Source organism: Enterovibrio norvegicus (assembly GCF_002876705.1).
Classification (GTDB): Bacteria; Pseudomonadota; Gammaproteobacteria; order Enterobacterales; family Vibrionaceae; genus Enterovibrio; species Enterovibrio norvegicus_B.
In genome coordinates this window covers 443677-463958 of sequence record NZ_MDAG01000057.1, presented here as the reverse complement: position 1 = coordinate 463958, position 20282 = coordinate 443677, and the positions used below count along the sequence as shown (strand labels likewise).

General features: G+C 46.7%; 17 protein-coding genes and 1 riboswitch. Of the genes, 3 read left to right on the top strand and 14 right to left on the bottom strand.

The features are described 5' to 3' along the window. Positions 1-3: 3 nt before the first annotated feature. Together BCT27_RS21450 and BCT27_RS21445 are read right to left on the bottom strand one after the other, a co-directional pair. Positions 4-1374 carry a YjiH family protein gene (locus BCT27_RS21450; RefSeq protein WP_017013735.1) on the bottom strand — a complete coding sequence of 457 codons (1371 nt, stop codon included), beginning with the start codon at positions 1372-1374 and terminating at the stop codon, positions 4-6. A 281-nt stretch (positions 1375-1655) separates the two neighbouring features. Continuing rightward, entirely contained in the window at positions 1656-2444 is a 789-nt protein-coding gene (locus tag BCT27_RS21445) for a hypothetical protein (RefSeq protein WP_102316411.1), read from the bottom strand. 232 nt (positions 2445-2676) lie between these two features. Between BCT27_RS21445 and BCT27_RS21440 the strand changes: the two genes are divergently transcribed. Further along, the gene (locus BCT27_RS21440; RefSeq protein WP_102260375.1) at positions 2677-2997 is read left to right on the top strand and encodes an HI1450 family dsDNA-mimic protein; all 321 of its coding nucleotides are present in this window, start codon (positions 2677-2679) and stop codon (positions 2995-2997) included. Between the two features lie 138 nt (positions 2998-3135). Here the strand turns inward: BCT27_RS21440 and napC are convergent, their stop codons facing one another. From napC to napF, 5 genes are all read right to left on the bottom strand, one after another. Then, positions 3136-3735 carry a cytochrome c-type protein NapC gene (gene napC, locus BCT27_RS21435; RefSeq protein WP_017008518.1) on the bottom strand — a complete coding sequence of 200 codons (600 nt, stop codon included), beginning with the start codon at positions 3733-3735 and terminating at the stop codon, positions 3136-3138. 9 nt (positions 3736-3744) lie between these two features. Further along, positions 3745-4179: a nitrate reductase cytochrome c-type subunit gene (locus BCT27_RS21430; RefSeq protein ID WP_017013739.1), complete on the bottom strand. Its 435-nt coding sequence runs from the start codon at positions 4177-4179 to the stop codon at positions 3745-3747. Between the two features lie 78 nt (positions 4180-4257). Further along, positions 4258-6744 (bottom strand): nitrate reductase catalytic subunit NapA, encoded by a 2487-nt coding sequence (gene napA / locus BCT27_RS21425; RefSeq protein WP_102396714.1) that lies wholly within the window; start codon positions 6742-6744, stop codon positions 4258-4260. Then, the gene (locus BCT27_RS21420) at positions 6741-7025 is read right to left on the bottom strand and encodes a chaperone NapD (RefSeq protein WP_017008521.1); all 285 of its coding nucleotides are present in this window, start codon (positions 7023-7025) and stop codon (positions 6741-6743) included. Before BCT27_RS21420 ends, napA begins: the two co-directional genes overlap by 4 nt. Beyond that, positions 7022-7537: a ferredoxin-type protein NapF gene (gene napF, locus BCT27_RS21415; RefSeq protein ID WP_102396713.1), complete on the bottom strand. Its 516-nt coding sequence runs from the start codon at positions 7535-7537 to the stop codon at positions 7022-7024. Before napF ends, BCT27_RS21420 begins: the two co-directional genes overlap by 4 nt. Positions 7538-7825: 288 nt before the next feature. Here napF and narQ point away from each other — a divergent pair, with 288 nt between their 5' ends. Together narQ and BCT27_RS21405 are read left to right on the top strand one after the other, a co-directional pair. Continuing rightward, positions 7826-9538 (top strand): nitrate/nitrite two-component system sensor histidine kinase NarQ, encoded by a 1713-nt coding sequence (narQ, locus tag BCT27_RS21410; RefSeq protein ID WP_102396712.1) that lies wholly within the window; start codon positions 7826-7828, stop codon positions 9536-9538. Positions 9539-9556: 18 nt separating this feature from the next. Beyond that, positions 9557-10189 (top strand): response regulator, encoded by a 633-nt coding sequence (locus tag BCT27_RS21405; RefSeq protein WP_102316405.1) that lies wholly within the window; start codon positions 9557-9559, stop codon positions 10187-10189. 129 nt (positions 10190-10318) lie between these two features. Here the strand turns inward: BCT27_RS21405 and BCT27_RS21400 are convergent, their stop codons facing one another. The 7 genes from BCT27_RS21400 to BCT27_RS21370 all read right to left on the bottom strand — a co-directional run bounded on the left by BCT27_RS21400 (position 10319) and on the right by BCT27_RS21370 (position 19721). After that, positions 10319-13009: a calcium-binding protein gene (locus BCT27_RS21400; protein WP_102396711.1), complete on the bottom strand. Its 2691-nt coding sequence runs from the start codon at positions 13007-13009 to the stop codon at positions 10319-10321. Positions 13010-13039: 30 nt separating this feature from the next. After that, a riboswitch (cyclic di-GMP riboswitch) is annotated at positions 13040-13146 on the bottom strand. 356 nt (positions 13147-13502) lie between these two features. Beyond that, positions 13503-14900, bottom strand: coding sequence for a peptide MFS transporter (locus BCT27_RS21395; RefSeq protein ID WP_102396710.1), 1398 nt, complete (start codon positions 14898-14900; stop codon positions 13503-13505). A 302-nt stretch (positions 14901-15202) separates the two neighbouring features. Then, positions 15203-16405: a multidrug efflux MFS transporter EmrD gene (gene emrD / locus BCT27_RS21390; RefSeq protein WP_102392281.1), complete on the bottom strand. Its 1203-nt coding sequence runs from the start codon at positions 16403-16405 to the stop codon at positions 15203-15205. A 354-nt stretch (positions 16406-16759) separates the two neighbouring features. Continuing rightward, positions 16760-17362, bottom strand: coding sequence for a GTP cyclohydrolase II (locus BCT27_RS21385; RefSeq protein WP_102316401.1), 603 nt, complete (start codon positions 17360-17362; stop codon positions 16760-16762). A gap of 238 nt (positions 17363-17600) precedes the next feature. Then, the gene (locus BCT27_RS21380; RefSeq protein WP_102316400.1) at positions 17601-18158 is read right to left on the bottom strand and encodes a maltose acetyltransferase domain-containing protein; all 558 of its coding nucleotides are present in this window, start codon (positions 18156-18158) and stop codon (positions 17601-17603) included. 125 nt (positions 18159-18283) lie between these two features. After that, a complete protein-coding gene (locus BCT27_RS21375) occupies positions 18284-19498 on the bottom strand; it encodes a patatin-like phospholipase family protein (protein WP_102396709.1) in 1215 nt (404 codons plus the stop codon). A gap of 130 nt (positions 19499-19628) precedes the next feature. Further along, a complete protein-coding gene (locus BCT27_RS21370; protein ID WP_017009434.1) occupies positions 19629-19721 on the bottom strand; it encodes a hypothetical protein in 93 nt (30 codons plus the stop codon). Between the last annotated feature and the right edge of the window lie 561 nt (positions 19722-20282).

The following is a 20282-nucleotide window of genomic DNA, read 5'->3' as shown; positions in this document are numbered from 1 at the left end:
TGATTAGAAAATCAGGTGAGCCACGCCTGCAATAACGGGTAATGTTACCAAAGTACGCAGGATGAAGATCATCACCAATTCCCAGGCTTTCACAGGGATTTTGCTGCCCAGCAGTAATGCGCCCACTTCTGACATGTAAATCAACTGTGTGACCGACAAGGTCGCTACCACAAAACGGGTCATTTCATTGTCGATGTTTGCAGCCAGTACCGCAGGGATAAACATGTCTGCGATACCCACTAGCATGGTCTCAGACGCTGCAACCGCTTCAGGTATCTGCAGTAACTCAAGCAATGGTACGAATGGCATACCCAGAATCGTAAAGATTGGTGTGTATTCAGCAATGATCAGCGCCGACGTACCGATAGCCATAACAACAGGTAATACACCGAATACCATGTCAGCTGCGTTTTCTAGGCCTTCTTTCAACACATCGCTTAAAGAACGGATTTTTGATGCACGCGTAATCGCGGTTTTCACACCATGGCTGAACAGGGTCTCGCCTTCTGGTAATGCTTCATGCTCTAAGCATTTCTCTTCGCCATTAACCAGTGTGTTTTTCTTCCAGCAAAGTGGCGGCAAACGTGGAACAACGATAGCAGCAACAAAGCCTGCTAAGCACACCGTCAGGTAAAACGGAACGAACATGTGCTCCAAACCAACTTGTGCAATGACCACCAAGCTAAAGCTGATTGAAACCACAGAGAAGGTTGTGCCAACAACAGCTGCTTCACGCTCTGTGTAGTAACCTTGCTCGTATTGCTTGCTCGACATCAGAATCGCCACGCTGCCATCACCTAACCATGAACTCGCACAGTCAACAGCCGAACGCCCTGGCAATCCAAACAAAGGACGCATGATGCGCGTCATGAAGGTACCAATCAGTTCAAGCAAACCAAAGTTGGTCAACAGTGGCAGGAACAAACCCGCGAACACAAATACAGACAGCAAGGTGGGTAACAAATCGCCCAGTACAAAACCGCCGGTTGCTCCGCCAATCACATGCTCTGGCCCAAAGCCGAAAAACGCCATTAACACAAAGGCAGCCCCCAACATGCGCACTGTCAGCCAAACTGGCGTGGCTAAAAGAAGACCTGACAGGAACGTTGAGTTCATAATGAAGCGCGGTTTGAATGCCAATGCGAACACAGAACCAATGGCGCTAACCAAAATGATGGTTGTGACAACAACAGGTGCCGAATTGCCCAACACCGCTAGCAAAGATTTTGCGAGAACGGCAATAGGAATAGTAAACCCGCCATTGATCATGACTGGCGTCATGAACAGCAAAATGCCGAGGAGGGACGGAATAAGGAACATCAACACATTCCGTGTCGATGATGATGCTTTTGCTATCTTCTGAGTGTTTTGCATGGCGTGACTTCCTGAGCAATGCGCTGCTAAATATATATTCACTAAATGTGACTAACTGAGCGAAGATTAATTTAACTCTTTTCTCTTGTAAATAATAAATAGTCACTTATTTTGAATAAATTAGCGAAAGCGATGTTATTGACCACTCAGGAAGCAAATACTGTTTATTTTTCACGCATTAATTGTTAATTAGTTGTTATATCAACTCTCACAACGAGAGGGATAATGTCCCCCAAAATCCAAGGTTTCACCCTGAAACCCGTTTTTCTTGTATTGCATAACTACCCAATTTTACGATCGATTTTTTCGTACTCATCGACCACCCACTTCCAATGCGCATCAAGCAAGGCAACCACGGCGCGTTTTTTCACGGGTTTCCGCTGGATTAGATAGAAAAGGCGTTCCATTTCCAAGGTTTTATCAGGGTAAAACTCAAGAAAAACGCGCGAACACGCTTCTAACTCTTCTTCCCAGCGATTGGCTTTGTAAGCCACCAAGCCAAAACTGGCTTTGATCAGCCGCGAAGCAGCTTCCTCTGCGGCATCAAGCTGTGTCCCCCATTTTGTGGCAATGGCGACTTTATTTCGAAGTTCACGTAAACGCGCTGACAAGTCATCATTCATCGCTTTGCACACTTCCCAGCTCACTTCAAAGTGACCAAAGCTTTGTGCGAGGTTATCGCCTTGAATACACTGGGTGCAGTGCTTTAAGAAAAAGCCCCATTTAAAGATATTCCCGAGATCCCTCACATCGTTGATTGGCACTACATCAATCGCAACACGACTAATCGCTTCACTGCCCTGCTCTATACGAAAACGTACCGTATTCAACATGGAATATTCATTCACGTTTAAACTGCGTTGTGTCACGAGCGTTACGTTCATCGTCGCTTTGTCTGGCGCGGTTCTATGTGCAATGTCGCCTGACAGGTAAGCACTATGCAATGTGTCCCCTAGCGTGCCTTTAAGTTGACGCACGGCGGTTGCGACAGGCTCAACAAACTGCGTTTGCAATGGGCGTTCGCTATCGAGTTCAGGCAGTAACCCTTGGCGTGGGCTGGCTTTGTACAAACTTCGCTCCTTTCTGGCGACGGGACTCAATGTCTTCTGGATCACACTGGACGCAGAACGTTTGGATACATCACCCTATTTTAGAAGTAGAAACCCTATTCAGACCAGCAATACTGTGTGCTCTTCCCGTCTGTTTGCACACTCTCTGCGCGACGAGAGGCAAGAACGCACTTTGGGAAACCTTCTTGAACATGCTTTAATAGACCTGTTAGAAATCTAAGAGTGAATGATTATGGAAACCCAGCTACTTTCAATTGATGACACCCTTGATACGGCGTTTGATATCTTCTATGAAATGGCAGAAGACAACCTCGATTACGATGACCTTCTTGCGTTTCAAGCCCGTTTTGATGAGGAAGGTGCTGGCATCGCGGTTGATGCCGAAAGTGATTGGGAAGAGCACGTAGGTTTTGACGTTAACCGCGAGACGTTTGTTGAAGTGCGTATTGGCCTAACCTCTGAAGACACCTTGAACGATGTGCTCGTGCGCATGCTTGTCAGTCGCGACCCTGAGCAGAAATTCTGCCACTTGTTGTGGAAACGCGCCGAGTAACCTCCACCCTTCAACATGACATTTTTGCGCTCGCGCAGCGCACATAAAAAAGGCCAGCTTAATCGCTGGCCTTTTTTGTTTACCTTCGCAAATCACTCTCTAAATGAAAAACGTCACGTTTTTACATTGATGAACACATCAGTCGAATTTGAATTCTTTTGATGCATCATGATTGCGTGGCAATTTATGCGCGATACCTTTGTGGCAATCAATACAGGTCTGCCCTGCTTCTTCTGCACGATCATGAACACTTGCCGCCACATTTTTCTGCGCGCTGAAGTCCATGTATTCAAAGTTATGGCAGTTTCGACACTCTTGTGAATTGTTCGCTTTCATACGACTCCATTCACGTGTTGCCATTTCCAAGCGGTGATCTTCGAACTTCTGCGGCGTTGCAACAATGCCAAACGCTTTCGCATACAGTTCTTTACTCGCTTGGATTTTACGGATCATCTTAGGACCCCATTCTTTCGGCACGTGACAATCAGGACACGTTGCGCGAACACCACTTCGGTTGCTGTAGTGAATGGTGCCAACATACTCTTGGTACACATTGTCTTGCATTTCATGACAACCGATACAGAACTCTTCTCGGTTCGTCATTTCCATTCCTGTGTTAAATCCACCCCAGAAAATAATACCTGCAGCAAAACCAATAATGAGTACGGTACCAATCGCTAGGTGGCTAGGTTTACGAAACCATGCCCACCCTTTCTTGATAAATCCTGGTATTTTCATCGTTACTCCTTACTGACCAAACTTACCCGCAGGAACAAAATCGTTCTCTACGATAGGCTCACCTTGGATCTGAGGAACATGGCATTGCAGACAGAAATAACGACGTGGTGCGACGTCTGTCAGCACTTTGTTATCGCGGTCTAGGTAGTGCGTAGGGCTCACGCGTGGTGCACCAGTTTTACGGTAAACATCCACGTCATGGCATTGCAAACACGCATTGTTTGATTGATTAACCTGATAGCCATCAACGGCATGCGGCACCATTGGCGGCTGATTAACATAGTTCAACGACATGCGTTCTTGGTTTTTCGGTACGGCTTTGATTTTCGGCACGTCGTTGTTTTCACCAATCTCTTGGTCACCACGTAGCGACGTCACTTGCGCCATTGCCACTGAGCTAATTAATGCCACCAGCAATAGAGAAACCGTGTATTTCATTTTCATTCTCGGCTCCTTTCGGAATCTTTAGTCATCATTATCGGTTTGGGCGGCGACAAGCGTTCACCCAAACCGTCTTCATGCTTAGGCTTTCACAACTTTAACGGCACATTTCTTGTAATCCGTCTCTTTTGAAAGCGGGTCGGTAGCATCAAGCGTGAGCTTGTTAACCAGTTGTCCTGCATCAAAGAACGGCATAAAGATTAGCCCTTGTGGTACGCGATTACGTCCACGGGTTTCAACGTGTGACGTCACTTCGCCTCGACGAGAAATGAGCTTAATCGCATCACCACGGCGTAAACCACGCTTCTTCGCATCCAGCGGGTGCATGTACACCACCGCATCTGGGAAGGCTTTATAAAGCTCAGGAACACGTCGCGTCATGGTGCCTGTGTGCCAGTGCTCAAGCACGCGGCCTGTTGAAAGCCACAAATCGTATTCTTCGTCAGGGGCTTCTGCTGCTGGCTCGTAAGGCAATGCAAAAATGACGGCTTTTTTGTCCGGCTTACCGTAGAACGCAAACTCTTCACCGGCTTTCACATACGGGTCATGCCCTTCTGCGTAACGCCATAGGGTTTCTTTACCGTCAACCACGGGCCAACGCAAACCTCGGGCTTGGTGGTACGCTTCAAACGGTGCAAGGTCGTGCGCTTTGCCGCGACCAAACGCTGCATACTCTTCGAACAAACCTTTTTGAATGTAAAAACCTGCTGCGCGTGCATCGTCGTTCAAGCGATCGTCAGGCACTTCATCGAGACCGTATTGGTCAACTTGTCCGTTGGCATACAAGATGTCGAACAAGGTCTTATCCGCATACTCAGGTTTCTTCGCAACCAAGTCTGCAGGCCAAACGTCTTTCACTTTGATGCGTCTAGACAGCTCAACGATTTGCCATAGATCTGATTTCGCCTCACCTGGCGCTTTCACTTGTTGATACCAGAACTGTGTACGACGTTCAGCGTTTCCGTAAGCGCCTTCTTTTTCTACCCACATCGCAGTAGGAAGAATCAGATCCGACGCCATCGCTGTAATGGTTGGGTATGGGTCAGACGTAATGATGAAGTTACGTGGGTCGCGATAACCCGGTAAACGCTCTTCATTGATGTTAGGGCCGGCTTGCATATTGTTGTTACACATCACCCAATACACATTCAGCTTACCGTCTTTCAACATGCGATCTTGCAATACTGCGTGGTAACCCGGTTTCGGCGGAATGGTGCCTTCTGGCAGTTTCCATTTTGCTTCTGCAAATGCGCGGTGTTTTGGATTATTCACCACCATGTCTGCAGGCAGACGGTGTGCAAATGTGCCTACCTCACGCGCGGTACCACACGCTGAAGGTTGACCTGTTAACGAGAACGGGCCACAACCTGGCTTCGAGATTTTGCCCGTTAGCAGGTGAATGTTGTAACAAAGGTTGTTTGCCCACACACCGCGAGTGTGTTGGTTAAAACCCATTGTCCAGTAAGAGACTACGTTCACTTTCGGGTCAGCATATAGCTCCGCCAACGCAACGAGTTGATCTTCTGGTACACCCGACAGTTTTGACACAGATTCAACGTCGTAATCGGCGACAAACTTCGCAAACGCATCGAAATCGATAGGATCTGATGCGCCACTGCCTGCATTTTTTGCATTCTGCTCAAGTGGGTTTGTAGGGCGCAAACCATAACCGATGTCGGTTGCACCTTTACGGAAGTTAACGTGTTTCGCGATAAAGTCTTTATCGACTTTGTCGTTTTGAATAATGTAATTGGCGATGTAGTTCAGGATCGCAAGGTCAGTTTGCGGCGTGAAGATCATGCCGTTATCTGCCAACTCGAAACTACGGTGCTCGTACGTAGACAATACCGCCACTTTTACGTGATCTGCAGACAGACGACGATCGGCCAAACGCGACCACAAAATGGGGTGCATCTCTGCCATGTTAGATCCCCAAAGCACGAACGCATCCGCTTGCTCAAGGTCGTCATAGCAACCCATGGGTTCATCCATACCAAAGGTACGCATAAAGCCCACTACCGCCGACGCCATACAATGACGTGCGTTCGGGTCGATATTGTTGGTTAGAAAACCTGCTTTCATTAATTTAGACGCAGCGTAGCCTTCCCAAACGGTCCATTGGCCAGAGCCAAACATACCGACCGTGGTTGGGCCGTTTTCTTTAATGGCTTTGGTGAACTTCTCAGCCATCAAATCCAACGCTTCGTCCCAACTGATTGCTTCGAATTCGCCTTCTTTGTCGTAAACACCGTTTTTCTTACGAAGCATTGGCTGCGTAAGGCGGTCTTTTCCGTACATGATTTTCGGTAGGAAATAGCCTTTAACACAGTTCAGACCGCGGTTTACAGGTGCTTCTGGGTCGCCTTGTGTTGCCACAACACGCCCATTTTGTGTCCCTACAAGAACGCCACAGCCAGTACCACAAAAGCGGCACGGTGCTTTATCCCATTTTACTTCTCCGTCGGTTCCCGCTGCCTGCGCAACAGACACGGGAAGTGTAATACCCGCAGCACCCGCTGCCGCTGCGGCCGCATTTGCTTTGAGAAACTTTCTACGTGTCAGGGTCATAGCCTCACTCCTTCCAGATTGCTTTCAGGTTCTATGTTTTCGTTTTCGACCTGATGAAACACAAGCGTCGCCGCCAGTACACCCGGCAACGCTTTAATTTGTTCAAAGATATCGAGCAACTCGCCGCGACTGTCGCCTTCCACCACCACGACCAACTTACCGGTTTGATTGGTTGCCGGTACTTCCGTGCCTGGCAGTGCTTCTATACGTTCTTTCACCTGTTCCGTTTGATCGGCGGCGGCGTGAACGACAAGGCTGCTGACGTGATATTCCTCACTCATAGCTGTTGCTCCGTTATTGTTTTTGTATTGGTTTGCATCGTAATGGCATCGACAGGGCAAGGCGAAAGACATGCGCCACATCCCGTACAATCATCACGGTTAAATTGAGGTTGAGCGACTGAGCCTACAGACAAGCGAAATCGAATCGCCTGTGTTTCACAGGCATCGGCACAACTGCGGCATTCAACGGATTTCTTGGCCAGACAAGCATCGTCAATAGAGATGATTTGTTGCCAAGGCTGGGCGTGTTCTTCGAGAAAGAGAGGCTCTGGGCAAGCGTCTGCACAGGCGTAACAGAAGGTGCATTCGCCCGAATTGAAATCCACGGAAGGGAAACCGCCATCGCCTTGCTTAATGATGCTTGTTTCGCAGGCTTTGATACATTCACCGCAGCGCGTGCAGTTATCAGTAAACGTCGACACATCCTTCAACCAAGGCAGTGGCTGAATGCTTACCTTTGCGGTGCTTTTAAAAGGTGTTCGCATGAAAGCGCGGCGTCGATTGTCTACCATGTTTCCCTTCAGACCTCTGGCAAACTATGAACCTAGTAGATAAACACTTAGATTGATAGCCATTGCAAAGAAGATGTTTAAATGTTGAGAAAACAGTAGAGGGATTGCGGAAGTAGTTATATAACCCTTAAGGGGTATATAGGGGGTAGTATTGCGCCAGATCAATTAATGAGGTTGAAATCGCTCACATTATGGAAGCCGCATTTTCAATTTAGAAGAATTTAACCTCTTCGATGCGCATGATAGTTATTGTAATCAACCCATTAAAGAGCCAGTGAACAAATCAACATGATGGACCCAAATCTAAAAATTTCAGTGAAACGGTCTGTAACCACCACGGTTGCACGCTCTCTGATTGCCATACTTTTGTTGGCCGTCATCATAACGGGGTTTTCGATTATCACCTTGGCATCAAGTTTGAATGATGCCGCAGCAATCAATACGTCCGGTTCTTTGCGCATGCAAAGCTATCGCATCGCTTATGATATTTCGATCGACTCCCCTCGCCTTCGTTCTCACATTGGCTCATTTCAAAACGCCTTGCTGTCTCAAGAACTTCAACTTCTCAACAACGTCGCTGTACCGGAAGAAATTCGTCAACGCTACGATGCCTTGATCATTAATTGGACACGTTTGCGACCTGAGCTTGAAGGGCCCGACCGAGAATTTTATCTCGAGCAAGTTGGCCGCTTTGTGAATGATATCGACCAGTTCGTGTTTGCACTTCAGCGCCACTCTGAGAACAAGTTGCAAGTCCTTGCCCTAATAGGCAGTTTAGGTTTGGGACTTATCCTCGCATTTGTGCTGTTCTTGATTCACTACACACAAAAACGCATTGTTAACCCGCTCAACATGCTGGTTTCTGCCAGTCAAAATATTCAGAACAAAGTGTTTGATGTTGACCTCCCGCCATTCCGAAACAATGAACTGGGTGTGCTTTCCAATAACTTCTCTGTGATGGCAAAAGAGCTTAAAGAGCTGTACTACAACCTAGAGTCAAAAATCGAATCAAAAACCCTGAAACTCACCAAAGCCAACCGCTCACTGAACGTCTTGTATGAATGCTCTACTCAACTCTCGTCAAGTTTCCTGACGCGAGACACATTTGAAAACATCCTGTCAGTCACATTAAATGCTGATGGTGTTAACGCACTACGTTTGAATGTGCAGCATTCGAGCCAGTCAGAGTGGCAGCTCGATGCAAGTGCCGCGGACATTGATCCAAATGCGACATGGTACTCTCTGCCATTAAGTGTGGATGGCGATGCACTCGGCACGTTGGAATGGCAAGGCAACAAGCACATCGTAGATGAGATGCTGCTCTCGAACCTCGCGTTTATTCTCTCTCGCGGTATTTACTACAGCCATGCGCAGAAACAAGCCATGCACCTTGCTGTAATGGAAGAACGTGCAACCTTGGCGCGTGAGCTTCATGACTCCATTGCACAGTCGCTGTCTTATTTGAAAATCCAAACCACTCTGCTCAAGCGCCACCTCAAGACCATCGACTCTGACGATTGCACTGCAATTGCTGACGAAATTAGCGAACAGTTAAAAACCGCTTACGACCAGTTGCGAGAACTGCTCAATGCGTTCCGTTTATCTCTAACCAATAGCGATTTTGGCCTGGCATTAGAAGAGATGATCGAAGCCCTTCAAGGGCAAACACCAACGAACATTATTGTGGATTCAACGTTAGATACTCTGTCCATTGATGCGCAGCGCCAAATGCACATCCTCCAAATCATTCGCGAGGCGTGCAGCAACGCGATTAAACATGCTGATGCAAACTCACTGCGTATCCAATGTGGGCAAAATGATGATAAAGGCTATGTTGAGGTTGTTGATGACGGCAAAGGCTTCTCGCTTGACCAAGATAAGCCCGATCATTATGGATTGAACATTATGAATGAACGCGCGTTGATGCTTGGCGGACATGTTGATATTGTCTCCGCCCCATCCGAAGGCTGTCGTGTATCCCTCACCTTTCCACTCAAATAATTCAATCAGGAGAAAATGATGGATCAATGGAATGTACTCCTTGTTGATGATCATCCGTTAATGCGAAAAGGGTTGTCCCAATTGCTGCGTTTTGAACCTGAGTTTGAAACCGTGAATGAAGCCAGTAACGGCACAGATGCAATCGCTGCAGTGGCAAGACAAGAGCCGGATTTGATCGTGCTCGATCTCAACATGAAAGGCATGTCAGGATTGGATACCTTGCGGGCACTTCGCAACGACGGATGCACGTCGACGATCGTTATTCTCACTGTCTCTGACAGCCCAAGTGACATCAGTGCGATTGTGCGGTCAGGTGCAGATGGCTATCTGCTTAAAGACAGCGAACCAGAAGAATTAATTGAAAAGCTAAAAGCCGCCATGACCGGTGAAAAGGCTTATAGTGATGAAGTGAAGGAATACATTAACCAAGGCGCGAACCAGACTTCGCCGTTGAGTGTATTGACGGAGCGGGAGATGCAAATTTTACAACAAGTTGCCAAGGGGTTTCGTAACAAGCAGATTGCGGAAAACCTCTATATTTCAGAAGCGACAGTGAAAGTGCATTTAAAAAACCTGCTGAAGAAACTTGGTGTTGATTCAAGGGTGGCCGCCACCGTGCTGTATTTAGAGAACGAGCCAACATCTCTTTAAATCACGGTACAAAATCACATAAAACCAGAATAGAAAAAGGAGGCGTAAACGCCTCCTTTTTCTATCTTGCTTACCGCGGTTTATTCAATGCTTTCGCAAAGGACAATCTTACGCGTGTAGGCAACTGGCTTAGATCAGGCTGTCGTCGTTCAACGTTACCGTCTCTGCGTCTGTCCATACCGTGATGGTGCGATCTTGGGTATCGTGCGTAAACACGTACGCATTCAACTCGCCCACTTGTGTATTGTTCAGACCCATAATGCTGATCATTTCAGCAGACAATGGTGCATTTACCGCGCCGTCTGCGTCGAAGCTCCAAGGTGTACCAGACAAATCAAGGCTGTCGTCGCCTTCGCCAAGGTACGCCACGAAACCATCCCAATCCTCTGCCCCACCGAAACCTTCACCACCAGGCGCATCAGACTGAGACCAAATCTCATTCGGGTTAATTGTCACTTCTTGGTCACCTTCGTCACCAATCACAGCTTCAATTTGCGCCATCACGTTACCCGTGATGCTTGGGTCAGATTGGTAGCTTTCACCGGTAAAATCGACAATCGCATCGCCTTCAACCAACATCTTGTCAAAGCCGTTGTCAGCGTTGTACATAGATTTGTTGATCACGCGACCCGCTTGGTTAGTGACCGTTGTACCAACGAAATCATCTTGGCCGAAGATAAACACATCGTTACCCGCACTGCCGCGGTATTCATCAACACCTGTGCCGCCGTCGATTTCAACGTCGCTACCTGGGCCGCCATTTAGGAAATCATCGCCAGCGCCGCCAAGAAGCACATCTTGACCCGTACCGCCGTAGATTTCATCGTTACCTTCACCACCTTCGATGACATCGTCACCTTCTTGGCCATAAATAACGTCGTCGCCTACGCCACCCATGATGTGGTCAGCATCGTCACCACCATAGATAGTATCGTTGCCTTCTTCACCGTAAATGGTGTCTGCATCTGTCGTGCGGGTTGATTGACTCGCTTCAACGTTAAATACAACGTCGTTGAAATCTTTGTCGCCTAGGCACCATAGATCTTCCCAGCAAGAATCGTCGCCAGAGTTGATTTCATGGTCACGGTTGTCGCCGTTTTTACCCGCTTCAGACACGTACACCATTGACGATGCAGAGCCTTGTGTAATAGTTGGGCTAGAGCCGCTAAAGCTCAGTGTTGCTTCGCCCGCATCGAAGTTCTTGCGGTCGCCATCTGGAATGATGAACAAGCTCAGCGTCACAGCACCTTCAACATCAATGTTGGCAGTAATGTCAGCCGCACCTTTTACGTTATCTTCCAAGATGTACGCTTTCAGTACGTTCCCATCTTCATCGAGTGCATACCAACCCACGCTGTTGTTGTAAGACGCGCTTGAAGAGAAGTTAGACAGATCAAGTGTCACTTCGCCACCGCCGCTGATGTCCCACGTGCCATCTGAGTTTCGAACGAGTTCAGTCGTCTGAGTGCCGTATTGGCCGCCGTAGATAAGGTCATCACCTTCACCACCACGAATTTCATCATCGCCCCACTGACCATAAATGGTGTCGTTACCTTTACCGCCGTCGATGTAATCTTCGTCGTTTGCGATTTCAGTGATATCGCCGTTGTTGGTTTGCAACGCATCATAGTCCAGCGAAGAGACATTGGTGTACGAATTAGGCACTAGGCTCAAATCGGTATCGGCTGTGATTTCAGGGCCATCGATTTGAATCAGGATTTTGCCGTTTTCGCCTACATTGTTGTAGTGGTGGCCGTTACTGTCTGCATCAATGTCAACGACCGCGAAGGTATAAATGTTGCCATCAGAGTCACAGTAAGACAGTTTGTAGTCGACATTGGCATCGTACGTTTGACCGTCAAGATTTACTGACTGTGTTTTATCGTCAGAGTACTCGTTGCACTGGTCGTCGCCATTCAACTTGTCATCATCATCGTTAAACGTGATTTCTTCGTGCGTACCGTTGAAGTTCAACTTCGGCGGGAAGCATGTGGTGTGAAATTCACCACCGTTGGTGATAGAAAAGCTCTCGTTCAATACAAATGCTTTAATAGATGAGTCATTGCCAAAATTAGCGCTTTCAGTGTTACCGTAAATTACGTCATCACCGTCACCACCATAGAGCTCATCTTGGCCGTTGTTACCTTCGATGTAGTCGTCGCCGCCTTGGCCGTATACAACATCATCACCATTGCCGGCAGAAATCACATCATCATCACCAACTCCATGATCAATCTCTGGTGACGTTGGTGTCACGATGTCATCGTAATCAAGGCTACTTACGTTCTGGTAAGAGTTTGGAACAAGGCTAAGATCCGTATCCGACGTAATTTCTGGGCCGTCAGTTTGAACAAGGATTTTGCCGTTTTCGCCAAGGTTGTTGTAGTGATGGCCATTCCCATCAGCATCAACATCTAAGATAACAAAGGTATAAACGTTACCCGCAGAGTCACAGTATTTAAGTTGGTAATCGACGTTTACATCGCACTCTTGGCCGTTAAGCGTTACTGATTGGCTCTTATCGTCAGAATATTCATTGCAACGATCATCGCCATTCAGTTTGTCATCGTCATCATTGAAACTAACGTTGGTCGTGGAACCAGAGAAGTTCAGTGTTGGTGGGAAGCTAAAGGTGTGAAAATTACCGCTGCTTGCAGAGAAGTCTGCTCCCATAACAAAGACTGCAGCCGTTTTATTGCCAGACGAAGAACCTGACGTATCACCGTAAATGACATCATTGCCATCAAAACCGTTGATCGTGTCTTTTCCCGTCGTACCATTCAACGTATCCGCAGAATTGGTTCCATTGATATCCGCCATTTCATTTCCCTCTTTTATGCTAACAAAGCAAGAGGCAGCTCGGCCATCTCTCGAAAATGCCACGTCTAAACACGAAGCAATCAAAGAGACCCGACACTTTCCGTCCCCAACTCGCGATGGGTTTGGCTTTTGCTCCTAGATATTGTCCTATTGGTGAGTGTTGCTTTTGGACACATTGGAACGCTATACAACCCAGAAAAACGTTTTGCGCCGCTGTTTCATACGACACACAGGTTCGTAGATTGAGTGACTCCCAGCAAGCATATCTGGGGCTTTTAATGTGAATTTAAGGACAAGTGAGGGTAAGTTTTTAGTCAGGAATGATGAAAGAATTAATGGTCAATAGGTTGCGATTATACGGGATGCAGTACTGTTGAATGGAATAAGTATGAAAGACTAGAAAGTTCGTGACTAGAAAAACATCCTTCTTTTTAAAACAACAAAAGCCATCTATATGATGGCTTTTGTTAATATTTATATGAGCTTAGTCGAGCTAGACCGCTGGGGCGGTGCTTTCTTCACCCACTTTGCGTACGCTCACTGGATTGCCTTCGGCACCATGCATCCATTCAACCAATTTTGACGAACAAAGCACAAGCAATACGCCCGCAACCGCCGCTGTAACAGCGATTCCACCGAAGATAGCCAACGGACCTGCATCACCGACATGGCTACCAATGAAACCGGCAACGTAGTTAGCAACAGCATTCGCACAAAACCATGTCCCCATCATGACAGACATCAGACGTAACGGCGCAAGTTTCGTGATAAGCGACAAACCAATTGGAGAGAGGCATAGCTCGCCCAATGTATGGAAGAAATACGCGCCAACAAGCCACCACATGGAAGCTTTGACGGACATATCACCGCCCTGTTGCATCGCGGCACCCACCATACAGACGAAACCGAGTGCAAGAAAGCCCATTGCCATCGCAAATTTAATCGGCGAACTCGGTTCATTGTCATCAAGGCGACGCCATACTACAGCAAGTAAAGGTGCCATGATAATGATGAACATCGGATTGAGAGATTGGAACCACGCCGCAGGCACTTCAAACGCGCCGATCATACGATCTGTATATTGCTGCGAGTAAATGTTCATCAATCCGCCTGCTTGCTCAAAGCCCGCCCAGAAGATGATGACAAACAAGCTCATGACCACAATCACTTTCAGACGATCACGCTCAATCGCTGTTAGAGGTTGTTTTTCATTGCTGCCTGATTCACGAAGTTGCTTCTTCGCCGCAGGTTCAATACCGATAGAGCCCAGAAAACGCTGCGCAAGAACAAGCTGGATAACCAAAGAGATCAGCATACCGATGCCAGCGCAGAGGAAACCCGCTTTCCAGCCGTAATGAATGGACGCTGTGCCCGCAATCAAACCCGCTAACAGTGAACCAAGGTTAATGCCCATATAGAAGATAGTGAATGCACCATCGCGGCGGTTATCGCCTTCGCCATAGAGCTGGCCAACCATGGTTGAAATGTTTGGCTTAAAGAGACCATTACCAACAATAAGGAAACCAAGACCAACATAGAACGCGTGCAGTTCATACGGGTCAATAAAGCTGTTGGGTAATGCCAATGTGAATTGACCAATCGCCATCAATGCACCACCAATGATGATGGAACGGCGTTGACCGAGGAAATTATCTGCTAACCAGCCGCCAAAGACGGGGGTAAGGTAAACCAAACCGGTGTAAATACCATAAAGGTTCAAAGCGTCTTGTGTCGTCCAACCCAAGCCACCGTTAATGGTTTTATCTGTGAGATAGAGCACCAAAATGGCGCGCATTGCGTAGAAGGAGAAGCGTTCCCATAGTTCGGTACCGCACAGTAGGAACAAACCGCGAGGATGACCAAGCCAGCTTGACTGAGTGTTTGCGTTCATTGTCGTGATTACCGCCTTTCTGATTATCTCGGCGGGAGCGTTTTTGAGGGCCTCCATGTCCTGTTTGTCTCCGCCACAGGCCGTACAGACTGCACCATATTGATGAATGTCGCAAATACTTAGTGAAAGAAAATTACATTTATACAGTTACATTGATCTAAATCAGACAGAACAAATGTTAGACGTGGCAGGAAAACACACCTGTTTTCCCGCCTTTACGTGAAGGTAATAACGACGGAATTTACTGGCTATATTGAATTTAGTAGCGAGAAAATGACTTACCTACTCTCTATTTCCCTCGTTTATGCTGCCATTGGCAATTCAGGCACTTCTGTTTGATTCTTACAGAGCAACAAGCCCACGCTAGAAATCAACGCCATGATCAGCAGAATCAAACCAAGCGCGAATTGGTCGGTCATGCTCATTTTAGCGGCAACCAATGTAAATCCACCCGCTGCTATATTTTGCACGCCACCCAAAACCGCGCCCGCTGTACCTGCATGACGAGGAAATGGCGTAAGTGCGCCTGTTGTTGCAGCTGGAAACAACACACCTGCACCCAAGAAATAGATAAACGCACCGCCAATTAATGATTCAATTGTCACCATACCCTGCATGCCAGGGACAAAAATGGTTAATGCACCCAGAACCAGAGAAACAGATCCAACAACAACAGTTGTTGCATTGGTATAACGAGACTCAATCACGCTCGATAACCATGACCCCAGCATGAATCCCGGTAACGGCAAAACAAACAACCAGCTCACCGTCGTCGCTTCTAGCCCCAAAGTACTACCAAGCAATACACCAGCCGCTGCTTCAAAAACCGAAATGCCAGAGAAAATGGCGATCAGACAAAGCAGGTAGCCTTGAAACTGTCGGTTACTCAATACGTATTGATAACTTGTAATAACGCGATCATTGCGGCGAGATTCCTTCGGCAAGGTTTCGCGAAACCCAACGGACATAATCAGAAACACCACGCCCGCCAAAACCAATAGGAAAAGGTAACTCGCCTGCCACTGAAATAGCGTACTCAAGTAGCCACCCAAAACGGGGGCAATCAAAGGTGAAAAGATAAGCCCCATGCTCACAAGGCTGTTCGCTTTATGCAGACGGCTTCCTTCGAAACAATCACGGGTTAACGTACGCGCCATTGCACCACCACAGCCAATACCTGCGCCTTGGATAACGCTGCCAACGAGGAAGCCATCAAAGGTCGTCGCAAACAGTGCCACAATGGTACCCACAACATATATTGCCAAACCCACCAAAATGATGGGCTTACGGCCAAATCGATCAGAGAGCGGCCCGTATATGAATTGGGATAGCCCATAGGGGATCAAATAACACGCCATGACCGCTTGAAGAAGCGAAGGCGTGACTTGAAAATCCGCGGCCATCAGTGCCATCGAAGGCACGTACATGGTTTGCGTCATTTGACCAACAGCAGCCAAAATAATGATCATCAGAAGAATGTTAGACAAAGGCTTCGCCGACGGCATCACCATATTCCTTATACAACAGCAAATAATGCGTAAGTTTCTTTTATGAATGCAGGCGAGATGAAGAAGTGAAAAACGAAGAAAAGTCGTTCGAAACGGGTCACCAGCCAATTTTTTGCAGATATTAGTGATAGCTTAGGCGGGAAACAAGAGTGAGAACGTGTTTTACACACGATAAGAAATCATAGTTCAGATTAGATATTTTAATGCGATAGCATTTATGGACAAAAAATCATCACTCATTTGTCAGGCACAAAAAAAGCAGCGCTTTTAACGCTGCTTTTTCGTTCAACACGCCCCTCGTCAGGTGTACAACACTTTGGTGCGTGTGACTCTGGGGGGTTAATGCGATAGCTACTCAATCGTGAGTTTATGATGACCGTGAGAAACTTTTGCTTTCAAGTAATTCTCGTTGCCATCTTTAATGTGTGCCTTCGTCCCCACCACTTCTTCTAATGTGATGCCGAGTTCCTGAATCTCTCGGATCTTTTTAGGGTTGTTGGTGACTAAGCGGATGCTATGCACATCAAGCGCCTTTAACATTTCAGCGGCGTCTTCAAAGGTACGAAGATCATCAGGAAACCCAAGATGATTGTTCGCTTGATAGGTATCCATCCCTTCACTTTGAAGTTCATACGCATCGAGTTTGTTATACAGGCCAATTCCTCGACCTTCTTGGCGTAAATACAGAATGATGCCGCCTTCGGTACCCATTTTCTGTATGGTTTCTTCTAACTGCTCACCACAGTCACAACGTGACGAGTGAAAAACGTCTCCCGTTAAACATTCTGAATGCATACGAACAAGCGGTGTATTGCCACTTTGTTGATCAACATTTTTGAAGATGATCGCGACGTGCTCTTTGTCCGAGTTCAAACCTTCAAATGACAGGATTTCTGCAGAAATCTTGCTGCCAACTCCCACTTTCAAAGGAACTCTTGCTCTTACTTTTGCCATCGTCTCTTTCTCTTTTTATCACCTAGCTTGCGCCAAAGTGAACTGCCCTACACAACTGAAAAACCGTACAAAAAATGCTATTTATATAGTTTTTTGGTCATCTTTCGGTCAAGCCTAGCAGAACTATAACCTTACCGCCAACCAATCAAATAAACAGTGATATACAGCGATATGCAACTTACAGACAATGTACCAAATCTTAGGGAATTTAGCGCGACTAGTTACATATTAAATATGGTTATCTTAGCCGCCTGACCACTACCGCAGGATTTCCAGCAACTACTGCAAATGGTTCCACATCATCTTCAACGACCGCGCCAATATCAACGACTGCACCTTCACCAATGCAGACCCCGGCTTTAATGGCACTACTCCCCCCAATGACAACGTTATTGCCAATGATAATGGGCAGAGAGATCTCTTGTTCACCATGCAGAATATCAAGGGGAAGTAAGCACTGAGAGTTGGCATAAATGCCCACACTGGGGCCAATGTGTACATTATTGCCAATTTCAACGTGACCACTGTCGATAATGGTGCAATTTGGCCCAATAGCGACATTCGAACCGAGGTGAATATTCATGCCATACGAACACGTGAATGGCGCTTCAATTGCCACCTCTTTGCCACGACGCGCGAACAATTTCGTCACCACCATGCCCTGCTGTTCTGTTGCGGCAGGGTCGAGAGCATTAAAGGTTTGGCATAGTCTGCGTGAAGCAAATCGAAATTGGGTTAATTCAGCATCAGCGGGGCTATACGGATTCCCCTGCTGCATTTTTTCAAATTCTGTCACAGCTCTTCCTTGATATATACCCAAACAACCTGAAGATGCAGGATTCAGAGAGGTTTACTGACGTTATGATCTAGGCGTCAGGTTGATTGGGTATAAAGCGTTTAATCCCAATCAGTTACAATAAGTCACTCTGTAATCGTAGACGCATTTTTTAGCATGTCTGAATACTTCCACAAAAACTGCCGACCTGCTCTCACCCCATTCTGATAGTCATGTTCAAGTTGATGAGGTTTACTCAGCAACGCGCTGCTAATCAAGGGGGTTTCTGGCGCAATCTGAAGTAGTTCAGTGCGCATCGGCGGGTTCGCCAGGAAGTCGATGGAATCTTGGTAGGTATGGTAATGTTTTGTCAGCATTTCAAGCATGTCTGCATTGATTTTATGACCTGACAATTCATGCAAGCGATAGATGACATCTCCGCCGAACAACCACCTTTCGCCGTTTCGCTGCATGCGTTCAGGCACAATATCTTTTAGTTTCAACCACAGGTTTTCGTGGTTTTTCTCTGCGTAGCGAAACTTCAATTCATTGAGTCTTGTCGACACTTGATGATGGAGATCCGAGAGCTTTTCAAGTCGATGCTCGATATTCAATCGTGCCGCGTACTCTGGCAATCTCGCTTCTACTTTGTTGCGAAAATTCTCTATCAACGGCGAGGTCGTATGAGGTTCTTCATGCGTAACAGGCTCAGTTCGAATAACCACAATAATATCTGCGCCGCGGTTAAACGCTTCGCGCGCAGGAATTGCACCACTCACTCCACCATCCACATAATGCTGACCATTGAGGGCTACTGTCGATTCATAGAGCAATGGGATCGCACAGGTCGCCTTTAACACAGAACGCCAATTGTCTTGGAACATGTGGAAATATTCAGGCTCAAGCGTGTGTGAGTTTGTCGCACACGCATAGGCAGAGCGATGTTTTAGCGTCTGTTTCGCTGCTTCAAAACACAAGCCATTCGGATGCGTAGGTTCAGCAAGCGTCAGCGCCCAGTCCAAGTCCATGAATTGCTGACGGCGAACATATTTCATGAGATTGAAAAATCGGTCGTCCGTCGTGAACTCGGTAATGAATTGATGGCCGAACCCTTTTTGACGGCAAATAAACGCAGACAGGTTGAGTGCCCCCGCAGACGTGCCGATAAAGATTTCAAAGGGGTCAAACCCAGCATCAAGGAAGCTATCAAGTACACCAGATGTGAAAATTCCACGCTGACCACCCCCTTGTGCGACCAAGGCAATGCGTTTTCTGCGGGTTGGATGTGGTGTTAAGAAATGACTCTGTTCTGCGTCGGACGATAAACTGTCCAAAGAGAAACCGTCTTTATGGCTCTGCACGCTAACCTCAAAAGATGTGGGTTATCAATTACCGCATTCTACCTGTTGCAAAGGCAGCAGAGCCATTAAATTCGAGATGGATAAGTAGGGATAAAACGAAGGTACTTCAAAATCAATCCGCTTTATTTGATTAAGAGAAAACAATCGCGACAGTCGCGTAGGTAAAGATCATCGTTAATGCGAAGCCAACAGTAACTAGTGCAATGCGTAAATTCGTGTCCATCTTTATTTTCCTTCTACAAACAATCTGACTAACAAGCCCGTTACATACAAATAATGCAGTGAAAGGCGTGGTGCAAGCTAGATTATTCACTTTCGAATCATAGATCGTCTATCTAACGATGCGAGTGTTTCAAAATGTGACACACTGCAACCACCTAGAGCTACAGGCTTCTCCGGAATATTTCGCTGTTTCACGGCACATTAAAATGTAGAAAATAAGCCATACTAGAAACACGAATAACTATTCAAAAAATGCAATAAAAGCCGACCAAAACCCTCAGAATAGTGTTGTTTAATGTACAATTAAACGTCACCATAAAAATTAACAATCATTTAACGGAGATATTGTAAATCCAGTGAAAAATTGAAATATAAAACAATATATTCATATAGATACAACCCATACTCACTTTGTAAAGATCAAATTAGAAAGCAACAACGATGCGGTTAAAGCACGATAAAATCACCATTAGCATTCAAATTTAGAGATAAAGCGCAAATCTGCTCACTTTTCCGACAAACGAACCGTTTTACCAATTCACAACTTTTCACTAACAGACCT